Raw genomic sequence first — 19,293 nt, forward strand, 5'->3', positions numbered from 1 at the left:
TTTACTATTTGGTCAAGCATATGGAAATCGCCTCTCTTACCACGTACCTGATCGCCATCACCCTGCTGACTATTACGCCGGGAGTCGACACCATGCTGGTCATCCGCAACACAGCCCGCGGCGGCTGGTGCGACGGTGCAGCCACCAGTCTTGGCATCTGTTCCGGCCTCTTTATTCATGCAGTAATATCTGCGGTTGGCATCTCAATCATCGTACTACAGGCGGCCTGGGCGTTTAGCGCTCTGAAGCTGGCAGGGGGCGGGTACCTGATCTGGCTGGGGTTCATCAGTTGGCGAAAGGTTCTTAGACATGATTCCTTCCAACTCGATAACGGTGCCCCGGTGAGAGGAGCTTTTCGCGTCATCCGGTCTTTGCAGGAGGGCTTTCTCTCCAATGTGCTCAATCCCAAGACGGCCATCTTTTATATGGCGTTCTTACCGCAGTTCATTGATCCCATCGGCTCAGCACTGATGCAGTCGCTGTTTCTTGCCGGACTGCATTTCATTATCGCCATGATCTGGCAGTGTTTATTGGCGTTGATGGTCAAACAGTTCAAGGCCTGGTTGCAGCGGCCAAGGGTCCGTCAGCTCTTTGATGGTTTCACGGGAACTGTGATGATCGGTCTCGGTTTGCAGGTGACCACGGAGGTTTGATCTTGGTCAAAAAATTAGTCGCTGCTCTTGGCAGAAATGAGCAGAGGCCGATCAAAGGCCTGTTCAAACAAATCAGATTTGCTGCGAGCGCCATAGAGTTCTACCGACATTTCCCGCGGGCTCTTGAGGGTCATTTCAAGGTTTTTATCGGTCAATCGGCACTCCAGTTGCTTTACCTGGCGATTACGCCGCCGATCAAGGCCGTCCGCCAACCGCACGATGCCACCGAGGCGGCGCACCAGTTGCTGATCATCCGGACATAAGGCGGCAAAACTTTCATGGCTGATCTTCGGTTTGGCTTTGCGGTGATAGCGGGCAATGTTGGCGATCAGTTCTCGTTCGCGCGGGGAAAAGCCGAATAGATCCGCATGGCGGATCAGGTGATAGGTATGGCGGTGGTGGCGATCATAACTGATGAAGTAGCCGATATCATGAAGCAGGCTGGCGGCGATCAGCAGGTCGTGGTGGCGTTCATTGAGTTCATAGCCGGCAGCAACGGCGGTAAAGATGGTTTCTGCCAGATGGCAAACCTGTTTGGCGTGCTGTTCGTCAAAGCGACAGGACCGGCCGAACTCGATCAGCGCTTCACGCCAATCCCGTGAGGGTGCGCGTAACGGCAGCAGTTGACGTTGCTGCAAGCTGTGAAGAATCAGTCCCTCGCGGATGCCCTGACCGTTGATTCGCAGCAGATTGGTGCGCAGTCGCCGCATCAGCTCATCAACCACCACCATGCCGGCAAGGATAATATCGGCACGCTCGGGATTAAGTCCGGGAATCAGCAGTCGCTCCTTCTGGCTTTTGCGGGCAATCATCGCCAGCATATGTACGACTTCAGAGTGGAGCACCTCATAGCGATGCACCGATTCGTACTGTTCCCCGCGCATCGCCATAATCATGCCGGCGATGTTGGTCATGGTCCCCCCGGAGCCGATCAGGCAGGAGACCGCCAGTCCTTTGCCGATGCCATGGGTTTTGAGCTCCTTGCGTACCAGCTTGCGTACCTTGTCGAGTTCACTACTGGTGACCGGGTCGTGGGTAAAACAGGTTTCAGTCAGAAAGACCGCCCCCAGATCCAGCGAGATCAGATGCTCGGTGTGATCTCCAACCGCGACGATAATTTCCACACTGCCGCCGCCAATATCGGCCATGGCAAAGCGCTGTTGATCCATGGTAAAATTATGGAGAACGCTTAGTGCGGCGAGTTCGGCTTCCTGCTCGCCGCTGATCACATCGATGGTCAGACCGGTTGCGGCTTTGACCTGAGTGAGAAAGCTCGTCTGATTACCTGCCTTGCGTACCGCGCTGGTGGCAACTACCGCGGCGATCTCGGCCCCAAGCCCGGCGCAGATGCGCTTCATCCGCGTTAACGCATCGATAGCACGCCGGGTCGCGGCATCACAGATAATCCCGGTTTCACTCAATCCTTCACCCAGGCGGGCCTGCGCTTTTTCATCATCGAGAACACGAAAGGTGCCCTGGGTATCGGCTTCTACCACAATGCAGCGGATCGAGTTGGTGCCGATATCGATGGCAGCCAGGCGCGTGGTTGCCGGCAGGGCGGCGTAATGATCGGTCATGGTCTTTTCCTCATGGCGCCGGGTACAAATCGTAGTAGAATGTTTGTACAGTCATCAATGGGTCAGATTGTTGTTTTTCATCTTAACCTATCAGTCTGACCTATTGCCATGATTTGGGTCGAAAGTTGGGGAAAAAACAGCTTTCTCACACAATTCTCACATAGACGGGCTAGGGTGGCGCGGAATTTCCCCATAATATCATCAGGAGAGTCAGATGTCTCATCCGCCTGCGTTGCTACCGCCCGTTTCTTCATCATTGTCCAGACAGGAGAGTCCGGTGCCGGCCGAAAAAAAAGAGTTTGATCTAGGCGACCCCTCCCTCTATCTCAACCGGGAACTGAGCTGGATGGAGTTTAATAACCGGGTGTTGAGTCAGGCCGCGGATCAACGGCTGCCCCTGCTGGAACGGGTCAAGTTTCTAGCGATCTACGGCTCGAACATGGATGAGTTTTTCATGAAACGCATCGGTGGCCTCAAACAACAGGTTGCCGCCGGTATTCAGGATACCACCGTCGACGGCCGTACCCCGCGTCAGCAGATCGAAGCCTGTTATCAAACCTTGATTGACCAGAGCGTTCGGCGTGAACAGACGTTAAAAGAGTTGCTTAGAGCGCTGGCGAAGGCAGGTATTGAGATCCTTGCCTATCATGAGCTGGAACCTGGCGAACAGAAGGCCTTGCGCAGTTATTTTTACGATAACCTGTTTCCGCTGATTACTCCACAATCGGTTGACCCGACCCACCCCTTTCCCTTTATTTCCAATTTGTCCCTCAATCTGTTTGTCAAGCTGCGCTATCCCGGTGACAAGGAGATTTCCCTGGCACGGGTCAAGGTGCCGGTGGGTGCCGGTGCTAATCGTTTTCAGCAGGTTGGACAGCAGGGGCACCGCTATGTCCTGCTCGAAGAGATGATGGAGCAAAACCTGGATCTGCTCTTTCCGGGGATGGAGATTCTCAGTTGTGAACTATTTCGTGTTACTCGCAACGCCAATACCAGCAAGGATGAAGAGCACGCCGATGATCTGCTTGAATTGATTGAGTCCACCCTGCAACACCGTCGGGTAGCCCCTATAGTGCGTTTGCAGGTGACACCTGATGCGTCTGCTGAGTATCGTGGGCGTTTGGCGGCTGAGCTGGGTCTTAACGAAGAACGGGACGTTTTTGTTTCTGAAGGAATGCTCGGCTTGCGCGATCTGTGGGAGTTACATCACCTGGAGTTTCCTGCCCTTAAAGATCCGCCCCATCACCCCATTGATCATCCGTTGCTGACCAGGGAGCGCAGCATCTTTCATTGTATCCGTGATCAGCGTGAGATCCTGCTGCAACATCCCTATGAGTCCTTTTCTTCATCGGTTGAACGCTTTCTGCACGAGGCCGCCGGCGACCCCAAGGTACGTGGCATCAAAATGACCTTGTATCGTACCCACCCCAATAGCGGTATCATCAACTATCTGATTCGCGCTGCGCGCAACGGCAAGCAGGTGGCGGTGGTGGTGGAACTCAAGGCCAGCTTTGATGAACAGGCCAACATCAAGCTTGCTACCCGTATGGAAGAGGCGGGCATTCATGTGACCTATGGTGTCGTCGGATTGAAAACCCACGCCAAGATGATTCTGGTCATTCGTGAAGATTACAAAGGGTTGCGCCGCTATGTGCATATCGGCACCGGCAACTATCATCCGGTTACTGCTCGGCTGTACAGTGATCTGGGGCTGTTGATCTACGATAGGGATGTGGGTCGCGATGCCACCGAGCTGTTCAATTACCTGACCACCGGCTTTACCCCCAAGCGCAACTATACCCGCCTGCTGCCGGCCCCAAAAATCCTGAAAAAAGCCCTGCTCGACAAAATCGATCGGGAAATCGCCTGCCATGTCGACAACCGACCGGCACGGATTGTTTTCAAGATGAATGCCCTGGAGGATGTGCAGATTGTCCGCGCCCTCTATCGCGCCTCACAGGCTGGAGTCAGGGTCGATCTGCTGGTGCGCGACAGTTGTCGCGTTCGACCGGGGATTGTCGGTCTGTCGGAGAACATCCGGGTGGTGTCAATCGTCGGACGTTTTCTTGAACACGCCCGTATGTACTATTTTCACCATGGTGGCGAACAGGAGTTGCTGATCGGCTCGGCTGATGCGATGAAGCGCAACCTTGAATTCCGGGTGGAAGCATTAATCCCGGTCAGTTCCCCCGATTTGCGGCAGCAACTGCTGGAAATGATGGAACGTCAGTTAGACGATCGGGTCAATGGCTGGCAGATGCAACCCGACGGCAGTTATCGCCTGCATGAACCACGTCCGTGCAAAGGGGTAGCGGGAAGCCAGGAACAGCAGATCAAGCTGGCGGAAAAGCGCGTGCACCAGGTGCAACGTCTGCGTAAGCGCAAGGCGCGGCAGGCCTAGATCCCCACTCCCCACTCCCTACTCCCTACTCCCTACTCCCCATTTGTCCCCAGACCTTGACGAATGGACTGACTGAAGGATCGTACCGTAAAGGGTTTGGTCAGTACCGGCAGGCCTTCTACCTTCGGGCAACAACGTAACCCCAGGGCCATATCATGGGCGGTTGAAAGTAGTATCCTGGTGGCGGGATGGAGCTGCCTGATCTTGGCGAGAGTTTTCTCTGCCTCCGCCACCTGATAATCTATTTCCACATCAAAAACGATAATATCAATCTGTTCAAGTTGACATTGTGCCAGAATCCGGGCGCCACTGCCGGCAGTCAGGACCCGGTAGTTGAGGTTCTCGAGCAATGTTTTGCCCAGCTTGAGCAGGGTTGGGTCTTTTTCTGCCAGCAGCACGGTCTCCCCCTCTCCGTAGGCGATGGGAGCCTCTGGGGTAAAAGCACAGTGAGCCCACCCCTGAGCCCAGTGCTGGGGTAGTTGAGGTTTGTTCTGGTCGGTCATGATTGCGACATATCCTGTGGTCAAGGCAGCGTTCCAGCAAGAACTATTTATAGAATATCATTTGTAGTAGCTAACAAGATGAAAGTCAACCCTGTATGCTGTCGGCGTTCCTAAAAAAGACTATGACACGTTCCAGAAAAAACTAAAGAAGACCATCAATGCTGTCGATAACAGTCCCATAGAGCAAAACCTATACATGGACAACAGGGAGGTTCGCCATGGCCCAGCAGATCGATCCGACCGGTGGCTCCAAGCCATTGAATGCTCCGCTACAGGGAGAGAAAGCCCAGCACAAGCCGGCGCACCAGCCGCCGACCGGTGGCTCAGACCGGGTTTCCCTGGGAGAAAATAACAAGGCGCAAGCAACCTACGGACCGGGTCTGAACGTGGCAGAACCCTATGAACTACTAAGGCAACTGGTGGTAAAAACCCTGCTGGATCAGGGCGCCGCCGGCCAAGTGGATACCGGCCGTGAGATCATCGATCTGGCTACCCTGACCCCCGAACAAGCCCAGGCCCTGGTGGCTGATGACGGTTATTTCGGGGTGGAGCAGACCTCGGACCGGATCGTTGATTTTGCTATCAATGCCTTTGGTAGCGACCCCGGTAAATTACAGCAGATGAAAGATGCCATCGACAAGGGCTTTAACGAAGCACAACAGGCTTTTGGCGGGGCCTTGCCGGAAATATCACAGAACACGTACGCAGCCATTATGGAAAAACTGGACACCTTTGCTGCCGGTTTTGACCAGGAACAATAGGAGTTGGTTATGGTCGATCGAATCGTTGGACATAGAGGATACGGACCTGTCGGGCAGATGGGGCGAACTGACAAGGCGGCCAACGTCAAGAAAAATGACGGCGGCAAACAAACCGATCGGGTCGATTTTTCCAGTGCCTTAAAAGATGCTGAAAAAGTTGGCGCCGCTACATCCGCTCAGGAGACTGCCCGTATGGACAAGATCGCAGCACTCAAAAGCCAGATTCAGGACGGCAGCTACAAGCCTGACCTGAACAAGGTCGCTGCCAGTCTGCTCCCCTTTTTGATGCGGGAGAGCTGATCATGGCCGATCCCCAGGTCAGACAAGCCCTGGAGCGTCTGCTTGAGTTGCTCGGCCAGGAACGCGAAGCGGCCCAACACCTCGACATGGAAGGGCTGCAGGCGATCGTTGCCGACAAGGAAGCCTTGCTCAAAGGGCTGGTTATTGCTCCCGAGCAGGTTGATGGATTAGAGGATCTGCTCAAGCAGATCGACCACGAAAATCGCCGCAACGCTTTTTTGCTGTGGACCGGACTGAACTGGGTACGTGATCTGATGGGGTTTTTCGGTAAAGCCGCCATGCCGCAAGTTTATGGCGGTTCGGGTCAGTCCCGCACGCTGCATCAGGGTGGGCGACTGCTGTCAGGAAAGGTGTAGATCATGGGTGGACTCAACGCTGCGCTGAATTCCGGCCGCACCTCATTACAGACCAACCAAAAAGCGATCGAGATCACCGGTCTGAATGTCGCCAACGTCAATACCGAAGGCTACTCGCGCCAGACCCCCCATCTGACCCCCTATCCGGCCTTGGCTTTTGGTGATTTTTTTATTGGTACCGGTGTCACCGTCGGATCGGTTCAGCGTTCTCATGATGTTTTTCTTGCCGGTCAGATCAAAGACAAGTCGATGGAATTCGGCCTCGAGAACAGCATGCTTAACCCCTTGGCCGAACTGGAGCGCGTCATCGGTATCGGCGAAGGCAGCCTGTCGGATGAGTTTGACCAGTTTTTTGATGCCTGGCGGCAGCTCTCCACCAATCCCGGCGGTGAAGTCGAGCGGCAGGCGGTCCTGCAGCGTGGCGAGTTGATCGGCCGCGCCTTCTCCAATATCTATCGCGAAATTCAGCAATCGGTGAAAAATGTCAACAGCACCATCACCTCCAAGGTTGATGGCGTGAACCTGGCCCTGGAAGAAGTCGCCCAGCTCAATACCCGGATTTCGGCGCTGGAGATGTCCGGTCAGGATGCCAACTCTGACCGTGACCGGCGCGATGTCCTGCTCAAGAGCCTCGCTACCAGTATCGGTGCCACCACCTTTGAAACCTCCACCGGTGCCGCTTCGGTGCAGCTGCCCAACGGTATGCCCCTGGTGGAAATGGGGAAGGCCAATCAGATCAATGCCGTCTTTTCCGGAACCGATGTCAACCTTGAGCTGAGTTTTGGCGCATCGACTCTGCCCCTTGACCGAAACGCTTTAGGTGGTGAATTCCGTGGTCTTTACGAAGTTCGCGATGTCATGATCCCTGATGTCGTCAACCGTCTGGATCAGCTGGCCTATTCCTTTGCCACCGAAGTCAATGCCATGCATGTCAGCGGAAGTGGGTTGGAACCCAACCCGACTAGCAACCTTAGTTTTTTCGAACCACCGAGCAGTCACGTCAGTCAAAGTTATCCTGCCATCGGCAATTTTGGGAATGGTCAAATAGTCCTTACCGTAGGCAATGGTGAACCAACAATCATCACTGGTTTAAATTCACTGGAAGATATTATCGGGGCCATCAATGATCCTGATGACGGCATTGCCGGGATTACTGCTGAGATCAATTCGAACAATCAGCTGGTTATTCGTTCGGTGTCAGGTGCCAACGTCAAAATCGATGCCTCGGGTCTTGCAGGTGGTACTTACGCTCCACCAACCTTCAGTTCACAAGACTATTCTTCCAATCTGAAACTCGCCATCAGCGAAACCAAACAGATTGCTGCAGGAACTGGTTCCGCTCCCGGCGATAACACCAACGCCCTGGCGATTCTGCTGCTGGAGCAAAAGCAGACCTTGGGCAATGATACCTTCGTCTCCTTTTACGGCAAGATCGCTTCCGCCGTCGGGGTCGAGGCCGCCCGTAACCGTCAGGCCGCCCAGGGGTTTAAGGACAGCCTGGTGCAGTTGGAAAACATGCGTGACGGTGTTGACGGCGTATCGCTGGAGGAAGAAATGATCAACCTGCTCAAATATCAGCGTGGTTTTGAAGCCTCGGCGCGCTTTTTGTCGACGGTTGATGAAATGATGGCTACTCTGATGACCCTGAAGCGCTAGGTGATGCCATGAAAGCAACCCAAGTAACAACCTATCGTAGTTTGCAGAACTTTCTTGATCGCACCAGCGACCGGTTGTCCACCCTGCAGCTGCAGGCGGCAACCGGCAAGAAGCTCAATCGCCCGTCTGACGATCCGACAGCGATCAGCCCGGTCTTAAGTGCGCGGACCCAGATTCAGGCTTCTGATCGTTACATCGAAACCATTGCCACCGGCCTTGACCGGATCAACAACATGGACGGTTATCTCGACGGCATCGGCAACACCATGATTCGTTTGAAAGAGATTGCTATCGCGGCAGTTAACGGGGCCGTCAGTGATCAGGATTTGCAGACCTATGCGGAAGAGGTCAAACAGTTGCGCCAGAGCCTCATTGCCGACGCTAACGCCCAGGTTGATGGCAAGTACCTGTTTGCCGGATTTAGTGAAAAGACAGAACCCTTTTCCTTGAATCCGGATTACCCCGGCAATCCCGATTATCCCGCAGCAGGCGTGGCTCAATCTGTTGCTGTAGCACCGCCTTTATCCGGTCCGGCAGTGCTGTTGGATGGCGACACCCCGGTGACCTCTCTTGTGGTACCGAACCAAGGCACATGGACTCTGGATACAACAAATCCAGCAGAATATGCCCTGACCTTTACCCCTGTGCCGGGCTTTGTTGGAAATGCATCTATTAGCTATACACCAACCGGTGATATTGCTGATGCTGTTACCATTGACTACTCCCCGCCTTCGCCGGTCCTTTACAATGGTGATCAGAGCGATGTGCAGTTTGAGATTGCCCCTAATGAGCTGATTACCGTCAATCTGACCGGCCAGTCATTGATGATGGAGCCTAACGACATATTTAGCATCGTTACGAATCTGATAGAGGCGCTGGAGTCAAAAGATCAGACGGCTGTTCAGGGACTGATCGATCCGCTGGAGGATGCCGCCAACCAGATCCGCGGCGAGCGCAGCTTAAAAGGAAATATCGGCAAACGTCTTGAAGTTGCGGGTTCACAGATGGAAAAAATCAAGATTGATATGGAGGCCTTTCGCTCCCGGTTTGAAGATGCCGATATCATTGAAACCATCACCCAATTGCAGCAACAGGAGCAGAGCTTCCAGGCGGCCTTGAGTGTGACGGGTAGGGTGTCGAGCCTGTCGATACTGGATTACATTTAAAAAATAGCCACCAAGGCCCCAAGAACACCAAGACAATCTGTTTTTAAAAAAAAATAGAATTTCTTGAAGTCTTGAATATGAAAAGGCCTCTCTTGGAGCCCTTCGTGTCTTGGTGGCTGGATTTTCTTCTAACCCGTACGCGGAGGCGGTACGGACAAACCCGCCAGGAGGCACACTATGTTGGTACTGACACGCAAGGCAGGCGAAGGCATCATCATCGGTGATGATGTCAAAATCACCATCATCGAAGTAAAAGGCGGCGGTATCCGCATCGGCATTGATGCTCCCCGCGACATGAAGGTTCATCGTCAGGAAGTCTACGACAAAATCAAACAGGAGAACCAGGAGGCAACACAATGGCACATCACGGATCTGAACGAGTTGAGCAGCATGCTGAAGTCCGGGAGGAAACAACCATGAAAAAAATTCAATCCCGTTTTGGTGAAATTGAGTACGATCCAACGAACATTCTTCATTTTCCTGAAGGTCTCATCGGTTTTGAAAATTTGCGTGATTTTGTGGTGATGCCTAATGAAAAAGAAGGCCCTCTGTTCTGGATCCAGAGCGTGGAAGACCCTCATGCTGCCTTTATCCTCACGGATCCGGCCGACTTTTTTTATGATTATAAGGTGATTCCGGATAATCGTGAACGCCGGAAACTTGGCATTACAAATGGTGAACCCTGTCTGGTGTGCAGCATTGTTTCCGTGTCGGCTGAACGCAAGATTACTATGAATCTGGCGGCACCGGTGCTCTTTGCTCCTGCAACCAACAAAGCCCTGCAGGTGATTCTGGAAGGGACGCAGTTCAGTCCGCGAACACCATTGCCCGAGGTTGCGCCGGCAAAAGAGTAGAGCGAACCAATGATTGATAAAGAAAAAATCCGCTGCAGCCAATGGTTGCAGCGGATTTTTTTGTAGGACCCGCCCGATTATTTAATATCTGAATCAACATCCATACCGCTTAGGTCGCGGCCCTCTTCGACAGGCTCAGGGCATCGCCCGCACTCCGCTATCCTTTTGGCAAGCGCTCCAAAAGGATGCAAAAGAGCTTGCCACTGGCGTGGGGCGACTTGTGGTGTGCGGGAGGCGGATTAATTTTCGCCGACCGTTTTAAGCGGTTGGCCGCTGCCACTTTTCACGGAAGGCAAAAAGCGCCCCCTCTCGCTGCGCTCGCCAGGGGATGCAGTGAGAAGCGCCGGTTACTGATTATGATTCTTTGACCCGATAGATCCCGCCGTGGGCTTCGGTATCGGCGCGGTGGGCTTTGATGTCAATAGCAATGGCGTCAATTTTTTGGCTTAAGCTGTCTTCGACGCTGTCGATTTTGCTGTCAAGCTGATCGATTCTCCCGCTCAGATGGTTATTGACGGTGTCGATCTTGAAGTCGAGGTGGGTTATGTCTTGTTTGAGCTCATCTCTGATTTCGTGCATTTCCCTGCGCAAAATGACCTGCCCATCGGCAATCAGGCCGATTTTCAGGTCGAAGTTTTCACTGATCGCTGTGACATGTCTGGTGAGTTCAATGGTCTGGTTTTTCAGCAACTGATCAAGATGATCCTTGTCTTCATTGGTCATGGGTTCCCTCCGGTGTTGGTTGAAATGACTTGCTATGATAGCGATGATGATTGATCGGGGCAATGGTGTTTTTTTGATGATGTAGGGGCGGGATTCATTGCGCCTCGGTGGTTTAATGACACCATTACAAGCGGGCGTGATGAATCCCGCCCCTACCGCAAAGCACACCAACATTGATTGATGTTCCCATATCAGGGGCACGGCGCGCCGTGCCCTGCCGAAGGGTGGTCTCTGGGCCTGCCGAAGGGTGCCCGCCCGATCATCCCACGTCAACACCAACATCAAGGTCGCGGGGTCGCGGCCCCGCACTCCGCCATCCTTTTGGCAAGCGCTCCAAAAGGATGCAAAAGAGCTTGCCACTGGCGTGGGGCGACTTGTGGTGTGCGGGAAGCGGATTAATTTTCGCCGACCGTTTTAAGCGGGTGGCCGCTACCTTTTTTCACGAAAGGCAAAAAGCGCCCCCTCTCGCTTCGCTCGCCAGGGGGTGCCGCGTGTACGTTCGCTGGTAAATGCTTAAACCGGGGAAGATGACGGTTACTTTTACTTCGGCGTCATTCCCGCGCCGGCGGGAATCCAGAAGGGTCGTTACCCACCATCAGAAAAATCGCCGCAGCGGCCAGCCGTCATAGGCCCCTCAGCGCTTGCGCGAAGGGCGGCCAGGTTAAACATGTTGGTCAGATGACTATCACCGTACTGCACCTTCCTGCCAGATCAACGCGCCATAACCGTCTATCTCAAGTTGCCCCACGCCAGTGGAGCAGTTTTTGCTTACTTTTTGATGCTGTAAAAAGTAAGGCGCTCGGCGGTGCGCGAACCGCCGGTTATAGAGGTTTTCCCGTAGGGGCACGGCGCGCTGTGCCCTTTATCCTGAGCCTGCCGAAGGGTGCCCGCCCGATCATCCCACGTCAACACCAACACCAACATCAAGGTCGCGGGGTCGCGGCCCCGCACTCCGCCATCCTTTTGGCAAGCGCTCCAAAAGGATGCAAAAAGAGCTTTCCACTGGCGTGGGGCGACTTGTGGTGTGCGGGAGGCGGTGCATTTGATGACGGCAGATGACAGCGGGTGGGTGCTGCCGTTTTTCACGGAAGGCAAAAAGCGCCCCCTCTCGCTGCGCTCGCCAGGGGGTGCAGCGTGTACGTTCGCTGGTAAGGGCTCGGTCCGGTAGTCATGACGGTTATTGTTACTGCTTTCCCGCACCGGCGGGAAACCAGAAGACTCGTGACCCACTATCAGCCAAATCGCCGCAGCGGCTAGCCGTCATCGGCCCCTCAGCGCTTGCGCGCAGGGCGACCAGGTTGAAAATAGAAATTCGCTGAACATCACCATTCAGCAGCTGCCAGCCAGATCCCTGCGCCATAACGTCTATTTCACGTTGCCCCACGCCAGTGGAGCAGTTTTTGCTTACTTTTTGATGCTGTAAAAAGTAAGGCGCTCGGCGGTGCGCGAACCGCCGGTTATAGAGGTTTTCCCGTAGGGGCACGGCGCGCCGTGCCCTTTACCGTGCTAGATTGGCATTGATGCCGAAATAGTGATGGGCGAGGACATTGCGAAAGTCTTTCATGGTGCGCCAGGGGATGTCTGAAAATTGTTGCTGAATTTGGGGAGAAACACGACCGGCGGCCTCCCCGATAATTTCCAGTTCGCGGATTGACGCCGAGAGTGTTTTGCGGTCGTTAATAAAGCGTTCAAAGCTGATGTCCTTGACAAAGGATTGAATCGCTTCAATTGAATCGAGAATATCCTTCAGATATAGGAGACTGTCTCGATCAGACATAGATAATCTCCTTTGTTATTCGTTCTTTCAGCTCCGGACGGAGATTAGACAGGAGCCCGAGGTCGATTTTTTTTTGTAGATGATCTTCCAGGAAATGCAACGCGCCAAAATAACTATCGGCGATATGTTGGGTGTCCATTTCAATAGCGATGTCGATGTCGCTGTGGTCATCGGCGTCACCACGGGCATAGCTGCCGAACAGGCCGATTTTAACCACCCCGAAACGTTGCGCCATTTCATCTTTATGGGTTGCCAAAAATTCGGTAATTTCTTCGGTTCTCATAGCCCACTCTCCTTGGTGTTAATGGAATATTATCATGACCCTGAAGGATTATCCGGGCAATGGCATTGATGAATCCCGCCCGATCATTCAACGTCAACACCAACATCAAGGTCGCGGGGTCGCACGGACGGTCGCTAGCAGTCCCATTCCTGAACGGTAAGAAAACCTTGCTTTCCATGTACTGACAGACTATTCTTACCGAAAAGGAAGAATTTAAGGGGGTATGGTCGCATGAACAGCACAGCCACACTGTACGGGAAGATTCCTGACGTTGCACAGCTTGGCAAACTGATCCGGCAGGTACGCAAGGAACAGGGACTTACCCAGGAGGAACTCTCCGCCCTTGTCGGGGTTGGACCAAGGTTAATCGGGGAAATTGAGCGGGGAAAAGCCACTGCGGAAGTCGGTAAGGTGTTTCAGTTGTTAAGCGGTTTAGGGTTGACTGTTGCCGTTCATCCCCGCTCAATCAACGATGTGCGGGAATAACCCATGGCAAATCCGGAGTATCTTCAGGTCTATCTGAATGACCGGTTGGTCGGAACACTAAGACGAGTAAGCGCAGAACTGAGCTTTGCTTATGACCGCAAATGGCTTGGCCATCCCCAAGGTCATCCACTGTCTCTCTCCCTGCCCTTGCGTGAAAGCTCCTTTAGCGATCAGCAAACGCGGATCTGGTTTGGGAACCTTCTGCCGGAAGGCGATGTTCTTTCTGCTGTTGCCCGTCGTCTGGGTCGGAGCACGGGTGACGTCTTCGGCTTGCTCGCTGATCTCGGCGGCGAATGCGCAGGTGCCGTTCGGTTACTGCCGCCTGACCGTGAAACATCAGACAGCGGCCACTACCAACAGCTCAGTGAAAAAGAACTTTATCAAATTGTCACTGCGGATCCACCTCAGCCGTTACTGGCGGGGGAGTCCGGCGTGCGCCTGTCCCTTGCCGGGGCGCCAATGTCTATTTTTTTGCCGAAGGTTTCTTCCAGATGGCGTTTAAGCGCTAGAAAGTTGTGCAAATTCTTTTGATCGGCGGCCATTTCGATGGCAATGTCTATGTCGCTGTGGTCATCGGCTTCACCACGGGCATAGCTGCCGAACAGGCCGATTTTAACCACCCCGAAACGTTGCGCCATTTCATCTTTATGGGTTGCCAAAAATTCGGTAATTTCTTCGGTTCTCATAGCCCACTCTCCTTGGTGTTAATGGAATATTATCATGACCCTGAAGGATTCTTCGGGCCACGGTAATGTTGTGATGATGTAGGGGCGCAATTCATTGCGCCCAGATGTTGCTATTACAAGCGGGCGTGATGAATCCCGCCCCTACCGCAAAACACCCCAGAATGGATAGATTTGCCCGTAGAGGCGACATCGATCATTTTGTACTTGATTTCAGGACAGTCGTTCTTTAATTTAGTACACTATGGTGAATGCAACTAATCTTTTATTTGGCAAGACCCGTCAGGCCATACTGTCACGGTTATTTGACTTGCCGGTATCCAGCCTCTATGTGCGAGAACTTTCTCGCCACACAGGAATCAGTCCCGGAGCTCTACAGCACGAACTAAAACAGTTGCTAGCAGCGGATCTGATTCTCCGTGAACAGGACGGTAATCGCGTAACCTATCGAGCCAATACCACGCACCCCATCTACCCGGATCTGCTCAACCTGGTGCGCAAAACCTGTGGGCTTTCCAGGCAGATTAAAGGCGCTCTTGAGCCATTGGCAGATCATATCGAATTTGCAGCCATTTACGGATCAACTGCAAAACATAGAGACCATTCCCGCAGCGATGTTGATCTTCTGATTGTTGGTCAGGTCAGCCTCTCGCAGATTCTTGATGCAGTCAGTCATCTGGAGTCTCAGTTTGATAGGGAAATCAATGTCCGCGTCTATAGTCCAGAACATTTTCGGCAGTTCCGTCACGAGGAGCAGAATTTTCTTCAAGCGGTGCTCGCGGGACCACTGGAAATCCTGATGGGGGGAATCAATGACACTTGAAAATCTGATCGGCAGGGGGCTTGAGCACGAACCCTCAAGAAAACCGGAAATACAACGGTTGCTTGAAAAGATTGCAACTAAATTGACGGACTCCCGGAATCAAACAGTCAGCCTTGAAACACGATTCGATATCGCCTATGAGGCGTTGTTACAGATTGGTCTGGTTGCTCTCAGGAGTCATCATCTGCGGCCAAATTCCCGCGGAGGCCACCATGTCATTGCGTTACAAACTCTGCCATTGACGATCGGTTATCCACGGGAAAAACTTCGGTTATTGGAAGAATTTCGCAAACAGCGCGCCGCAGGGCTCTACGATGGTTCGTTTACTCCGAGTGAGAGCGAATTAAACGAACTGATTGCCGTTGTTTCAGAACTTCAATCGTTGTTAATGTCCTGGCTCAGCAGAAAAAGCATTTAATGTGGTTGTGCTCAATCAAAATTTGTCGCCTGTCATAAAAAGAAACTGGAGGGGTTCGTAGGAGGATTGGCTCCTTCCGCACAGGAAAATCGGGCGAGGCATGCTACACCCTAAAGGGGATGGGCCAGGGGATGCCGCGCGTACCTTCGCTGGTCAATGCCCGAACCGCCGGTGATAAAGGTTCCCCCCGTAGGGGCACGGCGGGCCGTGCCCTTTACCGTGCCCTGCGGAAGGGCGGTCGCAGGGCGTGAAACAATTGTGGACTCATCCGCGGAGTTAATGGGGGCAGATTTTTAGCTGCATTTGCTCGCTTGTACTGCACACTTTGAGGATACCAACAAAGTTTTGCAGTGTTGGGTTGCCGCCAGAGCCGAGCATCCGGCGAATGCTCTTCTCGTCCTTGTGTAATTGATCTGCAACAACGGGAAAAGAACCGGTCGCATTGAGATAATCTTTGATCAGGCTTTTTCCCGTATCAATATCCCCTTCCAACAGGGCATTGGTGGCTTCGATAATAAGCTCTTCGCGAAAGGCTTTATCCTGCTTGGCTCGTTCCATGACGGTTTCTTTGAATTCTCTAGAAAGGGGCATGTTACCCTCCTTTTTGCGCTTTTTTGCGTTGTTTAAAATCATTCCAGCGTTCCTTGGCGGTAGAGACATCCTGCTGCTGGCGTTTTTTTGTGCCTCCAGCCAGAAGAATAACCAAATGGGGTCCATCATAAGCAAAGTAGATGCGATACCCAGGACCAAAATCGATTTTGTACTCGTAAACTCCGGAACTCACGGACTTCACGTTTGACGTGTTGCCCCGCGCAAGCCTTGTCAGGGCAACGGTTATTTTAGCCGCTGCTCTGGCATCGAGTGCTGAAAACCAGCCCTTGAAGGGGCTTATCCCTTCGTTGGTTACATACTCGTGGATGTTCATTCCCCCTCCTAATCATAACTAATAGTAACATATAAGTTACCAAATATAAATATGTCGATGTTGTCTGGAATAGTAATTTTTGGATATGACGACAAGGGGCGGTGTCTCATCCCGGTTCCCCGTAGGGGCACGGCGCGCTGTGCCCTTTATCCTGAGCCTGCCGAAGGGGGCCCGCCCGATCATTCAACACCAACATCAAGGTCGCGGGGTCGCGGCCCCGCACTCCGCCTGACTTTTTGGCAAGCGCTCCAAAAAGTCAGCAAAAAGAGCTTTCCACTGGCGTGGGGCGACTTGTGGTGTGCGGGGGGCGGGGCATTTGATGACGGCAGATGACAGCGGGTGGGTGCTGCCGTTTTTCACGGAAGGCAACAGGCGCCCCCTCTCGCTTCGCTCGCCAGGGGGTGCAGCGTGTACGTTCGCTGGTAAGGGCTCGGTCCGGTAGTCATGACGGTTATTGTTACTGCATTGCTATTCCCGCGCCGGCGGGAATCCAGAACACTCGTGACCCACTATCAGCCAAATCGTCGCAGCGGCCATCCGTCATTGGCCCCTCAGCGCTTGCGCGAAGGGCGACCAGGTTGAAAATATGAATTCGCTGAACATCACCGTTCAGCCGCTGCCTGCCGGATCCCTGCGCCATACCGCCTACCTCACGTTGCCCCACGCCAGTGGAGCAGTTTTTGCTTACTTTTTGATGCTGTAAAAAGTAAGGCGCTCGGCGGTGCGCGAACCGCCGGTTGTAGAGGTTTTCCCGTAGGGGCACGGCGCGCTGTGCCCTTTATCCTGAGCTTGCCGAAGGGTGCCCGCCCGATCATCCCACGTCAACACCAACATCAAGGTCGCGGGGTCGCGGCCCCGCCCGCCGCCTGACTTTTTGGCAAGCGCTCCAAAAAGTCAGCAAAAAGAGCTTTCCACTGGCGTGGGGCGACTTGTGGTGTGCGGGGGGCGGGGCATTTGATGACGGCAGATGACAGCGGGTGGGTGCTGCCGTTTTTCACGGAAGGCAAAAAGCGCCCCCTCTCGCTGCGCTCGCCAGGGGGTGCAGCGCGGACGTTCGCTGGTAAATGCTTAAACCGGGGAAGATGACGGTTACTTTTACTTCGGCGTCATTCCCGCGCCGGCGGGAATCCAGAAGGGTCGTTACCCACCATCAGAAAAATCGCCGCAGCGGCCAGCCGTCATAGGCCCCTCAGCGCTTGCGCGAAGGGCGGCCAGGTTAAACATGTTGGTCAGATGACTATCACCGTACTGCACCTTCCTGCCAGATCAACGCGCCATAACCGTCTATCTCAAGTTGCCCCACGCCAGTGGAGGCGTTTTTGCATCCTTTTGACGCCTATCAAAAGGATGGCGCTCGGCGGTGCGCGAACCGCCGGTTGTGAAGGTTTTTTGTAGGGGCGATTCATGAACCGCCCGATCATTCAACGTCAACACCACCACCAACACCGCGGGGTCGCGGCCCCGCCCGCCGCCATCCTTTTGGCAAGCGCTCCAAAAGGATGCAAAAAAGCTTTCCACTGGCGTGGGGCGACTTGTGGTGTGCGGGGGGCGGAGCCATGTTCGTCGGTAGTCGTAAGCGGGTGGGTGCTGCCGCTTTTCACGAACTGCAACAGGCGCCCCCTCTCGCTGCGCTCGCCAGGGGGTGCAGCGCGGACGTTCGCTGGTAAGGGCTCGGAACGGTAGTTATGACGGTTATTGTTACTGCATTGCTATTCCCGCGCCGGCGGGAATCCAGAACACTCGTGACCCACTATCAGCCAAATAGCCGCAGCGGCCAGCCGTCATTGGCCCCTCAGCGCTTGCGCGCAGGGCGACCAGGTTGAAAATATAAATTCGCTGAACATCACCGTACAGCCGCTGCCTGCCGGATCCCTGCGCCATAACCGTCTATCTCACGTTGCCCCACGCCAGTGGAGCAGTTTTTGCTTACTTTTTGATGCTGTAAAAAGTAAGGCGCTCGGCGGTGCGCGAACCGCCGGTTATAGAGGTTTTCCCGTAGGGGAACGGCGCGCTGTGCCCTTTATCCTGAGCCTGCCGAAGGGTGCCCGCCCGATCATCCCACGTCAACACCAACACCAACACCAAGGTCGCGGGGTCGCGGCCCCGCACTCCGCCATCCTTTTGGCAAGCGCTCCAAAAGGATGCAAAAGAGCTTTCCACTGGCGTGGGGCGACTTGTGGTGTGCGGGGGGCGGAGCCATGTTCGTCGGTAGTCGTAAGCGGGTGGGTGCTGCCGCTTTTCACGAACTGCAACAGGCGCCCCCTCTCGCTGCGCTCGCCAGGGGGTGCAGCGCGGACGTTCGCTGGTAAGGGCTCGGAACGGTAGTTATGACGGTTATTGTTACTGCATTGCTATTCCCGCGCCGGCGGGAATCCAGAACACTCGTGACCCACTATCAGCCAAATAGCCGCAGCGGCCAGCCGTCATTGGCCCCTCAGCGCTTGCGCGCAGGGCGACCAGGTTGAAAATATAAATTCGCTGAACATCACCGTACAGCCGCTGCCTGCCGGATCCCTGCGCCATAACCGTCTATCTCACGTTGCCCCACGCCAGTGGAGCAGTTTTTGCTTACTTTTTGATGCTGTAAAAAGTAAGGCGCTCGGCGGTGCGCGAACCGCCGGTTATAGAGGTTTTCCCGTAGGGGCACGGCGCGCTGTGCCCTTTATCCTGAGCCTGCCGAAGGGGGCCCGCCCGATCATCCCACGTCAACACCAACATCAAGGTCGCGGGGTCGCGGCCCCGCACTCCGCCTGACTTTTTGGCAAGCGCTCCAAAAAGTCAGCAAAAAGAGCTTTCCACTGGCGTGGGGCGACTTGTGGTGTGCGGGAGGCGGTGCATTTGATGACGGCAGATGAAAATGGGTGGGCGCTGCCGCTTTTCACGAACTGCAACAGGCGCCCCCTCTCGCTGCGCTCGCCAGGGGGTGCAGCGCGGACGTTCGCTGGTAA

22 protein-coding genes and 1 pseudogene are annotated in these 19,293 nt (G+C 54.2%); 14 read left to right on the plus strand and 9 right to left on the minus strand.

The features are described from left to right. Positions 1-20 precede the first annotated feature (20 nt). Positions 21-653 (plus strand): LysE family translocator, encoded by a 633-nt coding sequence (locus ICT70_RS11215; protein WP_191156646.1) that lies wholly within the window; start codon positions 21-23, stop codon positions 651-653. A 14-nt stretch (positions 654-667) separates the two neighbouring features. Here the strand turns inward: ICT70_RS11215 and ICT70_RS11220 are convergent, their stop codons facing one another. After that, positions 668-2,230, minus strand: coding sequence for a Ppx/GppA phosphatase family protein (locus tag ICT70_RS11220; RefSeq protein ID WP_191156648.1), 1,563 nt, complete (start codon positions 2,228-2,230; stop codon positions 668-670). Positions 2,231-2,444: 214 nt separating this feature from the next. Here ICT70_RS11220 and ppk1 point away from each other — a divergent pair, with 214 nt between their 5' ends. Beyond that, positions 2,445-4,631: a polyphosphate kinase 1 gene (gene ppk1, locus ICT70_RS11225; RefSeq protein ID WP_191156650.1), complete on the plus strand. Its 2,187-nt coding sequence runs from the start codon at positions 2,445-2,447 to the stop codon at positions 4,629-4,631. Between the two features lie 32 nt (positions 4,632-4,663). Here the strand turns inward: ppk1 and ICT70_RS11230 are convergent, their stop codons facing one another. Continuing rightward, positions 4,664-5,134 carry a response regulator gene (locus ICT70_RS11230; protein ID WP_191156653.1) on the minus strand — a complete coding sequence of 157 codons (471 nt, stop codon included), beginning with the start codon at positions 5,132-5,134 and terminating at the stop codon, positions 4,664-4,666. Between the two features lie 218 nt (positions 5,135-5,352). Here ICT70_RS11230 and ICT70_RS11235 point away from each other — a divergent pair, with 218 nt between their 5' ends. The 7 genes from ICT70_RS11235 (at position 5,353) to ICT70_RS11265 (ending at position 10,227) form a co-directional block, all read left to right on the plus strand. Then, positions 5,353-5,895: a hypothetical protein gene (locus ICT70_RS11235; protein WP_191156655.1), complete on the plus strand. Its 543-nt coding sequence runs from the start codon at positions 5,353-5,355 to the stop codon at positions 5,893-5,895. Positions 5,896-5,904: 9 nt separating this feature from the next. Then, complete coding sequence (flgM, locus tag ICT70_RS11240) at positions 5,905-6,195, plus strand: flagellar biosynthesis anti-sigma factor FlgM (RefSeq protein WP_191156657.1); 291 nt, start codon at positions 5,905-5,907, stop codon at positions 6,193-6,195. Positions 6,196-6,197: 2 nt separating this feature from the next. Beyond that, positions 6,198-6,551 carry a hypothetical protein gene (locus ICT70_RS11245; RefSeq protein WP_191156659.1) on the plus strand — a complete coding sequence of 118 codons (354 nt, stop codon included), beginning with the start codon at positions 6,198-6,200 and terminating at the stop codon, positions 6,549-6,551. Positions 6,552-6,554: 3 nt separating this feature from the next. Then, entirely contained in the window at positions 6,555-8,207 is a 1,653-nt protein-coding gene (flgK, locus tag ICT70_RS11250) for a flagellar hook-associated protein FlgK (RefSeq protein ID WP_191156661.1), read from the plus strand. 8 nt (positions 8,208-8,215) lie between these two features. Continuing rightward, positions 8,216-9,373, plus strand: a complete 1,158-nt coding sequence (gene flgL, locus ICT70_RS11255) for a flagellar hook-associated protein FlgL (protein WP_191156663.1) — start codon at positions 8,216-8,218, stop codon at positions 9,371-9,373. A gap of 177 nt (positions 9,374-9,550) precedes the next feature. Then, on the plus strand, positions 9,551-9,793 hold the full coding sequence (gene csrA, locus ICT70_RS11260; RefSeq protein WP_191156665.1) for a carbon storage regulator CsrA: 243 nt from the start codon (positions 9,551-9,553) through the stop codon (positions 9,791-9,793). Further along, on the plus strand, positions 9,790-10,227 hold the full coding sequence (locus ICT70_RS11265) for a flagellar assembly protein FliW (RefSeq protein ID WP_191156667.1): 438 nt from the start codon (positions 9,790-9,792) through the stop codon (positions 10,225-10,227). The genes csrA and ICT70_RS11265 overlap by 4 nt, the downstream gene beginning before the upstream one ends. Positions 10,228-10,581: 354 nt before the next feature. Here the strand turns inward: ICT70_RS11265 and ICT70_RS11270 are convergent, their stop codons facing one another. The 4 genes from ICT70_RS11270 to ICT70_RS11285 form a co-directional block, all read right to left on the minus strand. Next, positions 10,582-10,950 (minus strand): hypothetical protein, encoded by a 369-nt coding sequence (locus ICT70_RS11270; protein WP_224747001.1) that lies wholly within the window; start codon positions 10,948-10,950, stop codon positions 10,582-10,584. A 1,183-nt stretch (positions 10,951-12,133) separates the two neighbouring features. Continuing rightward, positions 12,134-12,310, minus strand: a complete 177-nt coding sequence (locus tag ICT70_RS11275) for a hypothetical protein (protein ID WP_191156669.1) — start codon at positions 12,308-12,310, stop codon at positions 12,134-12,136. Between the two features lie 138 nt (positions 12,311-12,448). Continuing rightward, entirely contained in the window at positions 12,449-12,727 is a 279-nt protein-coding gene (locus ICT70_RS11280; RefSeq protein ID WP_191156670.1) for a HepT-like ribonuclease domain-containing protein, read from the minus strand. Then, entirely contained in the window at positions 12,720-13,010 is a 291-nt protein-coding gene (locus tag ICT70_RS11285) for a nucleotidyltransferase family protein (protein WP_191156672.1), read from the minus strand. Before ICT70_RS11285 ends, ICT70_RS11280 begins: the two co-directional genes overlap by 8 nt. A gap of 34 nt (positions 13,011-13,044) precedes the next feature. Here ICT70_RS11285 and ICT70_RS15120 point away from each other — a divergent pair, with 34 nt between their 5' ends. The 3 genes and pseudogenes from ICT70_RS15120 to ICT70_RS15270 all read left to right on the plus strand — a co-directional run. Continuing rightward, entirely contained in the window at positions 13,045-13,170 is a 126-nt protein-coding gene (locus ICT70_RS15120; protein WP_272977241.1) for a hypothetical protein, read from the plus strand. A gap of 71 nt (positions 13,171-13,241) precedes the next feature. Next, positions 13,242-13,496 carry a helix-turn-helix domain-containing protein gene (locus ICT70_RS11290; RefSeq protein WP_191156678.1) on the plus strand — a complete coding sequence of 85 codons (255 nt, stop codon included), beginning with the start codon at positions 13,242-13,244 and terminating at the stop codon, positions 13,494-13,496. 3 nt (positions 13,497-13,499) lie between these two features. Continuing rightward, positions 13,500-13,799 (plus strand): annotated as a pseudogene (locus ICT70_RS15270) (HipA N-terminal domain-containing protein); the annotation flags it as partial. A 101-nt stretch (positions 13,800-13,900) separates the two neighbouring features. Here the strand turns inward: ICT70_RS15270 and ICT70_RS11295 are convergent. Continuing rightward, positions 13,901-14,182 carry a nucleotidyltransferase family protein gene (locus tag ICT70_RS11295; protein WP_191156680.1) on the minus strand — a complete coding sequence of 94 codons (282 nt, stop codon included), beginning with the start codon at positions 14,180-14,182 and terminating at the stop codon, positions 13,901-13,903. Positions 14,183-14,423: 241 nt separating this feature from the next. On the opposite strand from ICT70_RS11295, the gene ICT70_RS11300 reads away from it, so the two are divergent. Both ICT70_RS11300 and ICT70_RS11305 read left to right on the plus strand, forming a co-directional pair. Continuing rightward, on the plus strand, positions 14,424-15,002 hold the full coding sequence (locus ICT70_RS11300; RefSeq protein ID WP_224747002.1) for an ArsR family transcriptional regulator: 579 nt from the start codon (positions 14,424-14,426) through the stop codon (positions 15,000-15,002). Further along, positions 14,992-15,420, plus strand: a complete 429-nt coding sequence (locus ICT70_RS11305) for a hypothetical protein (protein ID WP_191156682.1) — start codon at positions 14,992-14,994, stop codon at positions 15,418-15,420. Before ICT70_RS11300 ends, ICT70_RS11305 begins: the two co-directional genes overlap by 11 nt. A gap of 276 nt (positions 15,421-15,696) precedes the next feature. Here ICT70_RS11305 and ICT70_RS11310 read toward each other — a convergent pair whose 3' ends face one another. Both ICT70_RS11310 and ICT70_RS11315 read right to left on the minus strand, forming a co-directional pair. Next, positions 15,697-16,011, minus strand: coding sequence for a transcriptional regulator (locus ICT70_RS11310; protein ID WP_191156684.1), 315 nt, complete (start codon positions 16,009-16,011; stop codon positions 15,697-15,699). Between the two features lies 1 nt (position 16,012). Further along, on the minus strand, positions 16,013-16,345 hold the full coding sequence (locus tag ICT70_RS11315) for a type II toxin-antitoxin system RelE/ParE family toxin (protein ID WP_191156686.1): 333 nt from the start codon (positions 16,343-16,345) through the stop codon (positions 16,013-16,015). Between the last annotated feature and the right edge of the window lie 2,948 nt (positions 16,346-19,293).

It is taken from the genome of Pelovirga terrestris (assembly GCF_014773365.1).
In the GTDB taxonomy this organism is placed as follows: Bacteria; Desulfobacterota; Desulfuromonadia; order Desulfuromonadales; family Geopsychrobacteraceae; genus Pelovirga; species Pelovirga terrestris.